The organism is Microcoleus sp., from assembly GCF_049646505.1.
GTDB lineage: Bacteria > Cyanobacteriota > Cyanobacteriia > Cyanobacteriales > Microcoleaceae > Microcoleus.
In genome coordinates this window covers 1-2,239 of the sequence record NZ_JBARVX010000296.1, presented here as the reverse complement: position 1 = coordinate 2,239, position 2,239 = coordinate 1, and the positions used below count along the sequence as shown (strand labels likewise).

Sequence of the window (2,239 nt, the reverse complement as noted above, 5' to 3'; positions counted from 1 at the left end):
TAAGTGCTTTCGCTCGACCATTTCTCGTAAGTCGAACTGCCACTCTCTGTTTTGCGACCATCTTTATAAGTGGTAACTGTCTGTGAATTCCGAGTCCGGGAGGTATCGCTACTGTTAGACGAGTTGGAATTACTGCCCTCGGCAATGCTGTTACTTTTACTGGCTGCTATTGTCGATTCGTCGCTGGTAGTTTGAGTCGTATAAGCATCAACTTTATAGTCGCTCGCACTTTCACAGAACTGCCGATCGCCCCTCAAAGTATATTACACAAAAATTAGAGCATAAGAGCGAGATCCCGTAAAATCGAGCTCCCGCAAGAAGTTGCGTACAAAAGTGCGATCGGTCGTTTATTAGATAGCCAGATTGTTATACAAATTATATCCGCTAACTGCCGTTAAATATATAAAGTATATTTCTCTAGCTCAAGCTAGATTGATCGAACTTGTACCATCATTATTGAAAGAGGTACGCAGCCATTCCAGAAAATCCTTATCTAAAGTTTCTATTTCCTTCAATTTTTGCAAATGTTCAGCTTCTTTAGCCATTTCTATAATCGCAAATCGATGACAAGCAATGGCTTCTGTAAACTTTTCCTCTCCGTCATCTTCCCAACTAATATTGAAAGATTCATCTTCCCAAGCTACACTGAACTCAATGGTATTTCTCGCGTGTTCTACTACTGTAATAATCTTTTTTGTGGTTGGCTCGTCACAGGCTCTCAAAGTCTTGCATATAGCGTCAAGAACTTGTATTGATTTATAAGCATCACTCCCAAAATCAAGCGAATCAGGAGCTATATTGTCGCTGGCACAATCATTGATTAATCGCTCTATTCTGAGTTCATCTATTTGTTTTCCTTGGAGAATTTGCCAAACTTCATCGAGCGTATTTCTCGGCACGGTGGGATTGCCAAAATCATACATTCGGCAAAAAGCATTGTAGTTAGGAAGGATTCGTTCGCAACAAGCAGCAGCAAATGCAACTTGGTGAAATACGGGAAGTTTTTCGAGTTCTTGTTCGAGGGTATCAAATTCAAAAAAGTACATATTCATTTCGTGATTTTATCGTCTGGGTGGTTAATTTCGTCTGGGATTGGTGGGACCGGGTTTCCAGTTAGGATTCCATCGACTGCCAGGTCTTATACCTCTCTCTTGTATCAATGGCTTACAAAAATATTCGCAAATTCCGTTTTTATGGCTGACCCCAATTGATTCAATTCCAACTATTGTTCCTTTAGCTTTTTCAGCATCAACCCAATAAATCATTCGCTCCTCTGCATGAATGTATTTGACAGCTCTATTATCTGGAATAACAATATATCCCCGTGATTCCAGCAATTTTCTCTGGTCTTTTGTAAAATATCCCGCACTGGAAGATACAACTCTTTTTGGTTCACCTCCTTTTACAGGTATGACTCGCCCAACAGCGATTGTCGTCCGCTCTGAAGCAATGGTATCTTTGCCGAAAAACTCCTCAGAAATCTGTTTGGCTTCTGTTTCTAACTTCGCTGCATCTGGGTGAATATCATCTTCACCGCGACTCGGGCCTCCACTTTCTGAGCCGTCCGTTGTACTGTGAAAAACTACTCCCAGAAGCTTGGCTATATTCTTTAAGCCAGTCGAAGCTGTGCTTGCTCCGTGTAGCCCTAAAGCTGTCCCTGCTACTATAGCAGGAGCACCTGCAATACAACCAACTCCTGTTACACATAAACCCGAACCCCCAGCACCAGTTCCGCCACCTCCTGTTATCTCTAAAATCCCTGTAACAATTGACACTGCATCTCCGAATGTTCGCCCTGCTTGGAAAGACCAGGTTTTAGGAAGATTTCGCTCTACATCAAGTTCAATTCCATTCCATCCGGGACTCAAAACCTGCAACAACCATCTAGCTGGTTCTCCGTTGTTACGCAACCATTGATATACTGCACCAGCGACAAACTCTCCAAGATGTCTAAAAAACCTCAACAATTGTTGAATAACTTTTGTCAGTGCAGAGAGCTTGTTTGGAGGTAACTTGCCACCAGAACCACGCGGTGGCCCAGCAACCTGATTGCCTGGGGCATTGTCTACTACTCGTGGAGTAGTACGAGGTGGCAATTGCCAAATATCATCACTCGGCTTCGGAGGCTTCACCAAATCCACAGGCACATCCCCCTTCGGAGCCTTAGTCAACCGCGGCGCATCCCCAAATTTCGGCACATCATTCACCTGCGGAGTAGTTTTCTTCGGGTCAAACCCTC

General features: G+C 43.5%; 3 protein-coding genes. All 3 read right to left on the bottom strand.

The annotated features are described in order from the left end of the window. The coding region (locus WBA89_RS15670) for a hypothetical protein (RefSeq protein ID WP_424407964.1) at nucleotides 1-257 on the bottom strand (257 nt) is incomplete at its 3' end. A gap of 165 nt (nucleotides 258-422) precedes the next feature. After that, nucleotides 423-1,046 (bottom strand): DUF416 family protein, encoded by a 624-nt coding sequence (locus WBA89_RS15665; RefSeq protein WP_424407962.1) that lies wholly within the window; start codon nucleotides 1,044-1,046, stop codon nucleotides 423-425. 30 nt (nucleotides 1,047-1,076) lie between these two features. Beyond that, nucleotides 1,077-2,239, bottom strand: a 1,163-nt coding sequence (locus WBA89_RS15660) for a hypothetical protein (protein WP_424407960.1), incomplete at its 5' end; no start/stop codon positions are given.

Bases quoted from the DNA above. Each gene is read 5' to 3' on its own strand.
- WBA89_RS15665 (WP_424407962.1), bottom strand. From the start codon at position 1,046: ATGTACTTTTTTGAATTTGATACCCTCGAACAAGAACTCGAAAAACTT.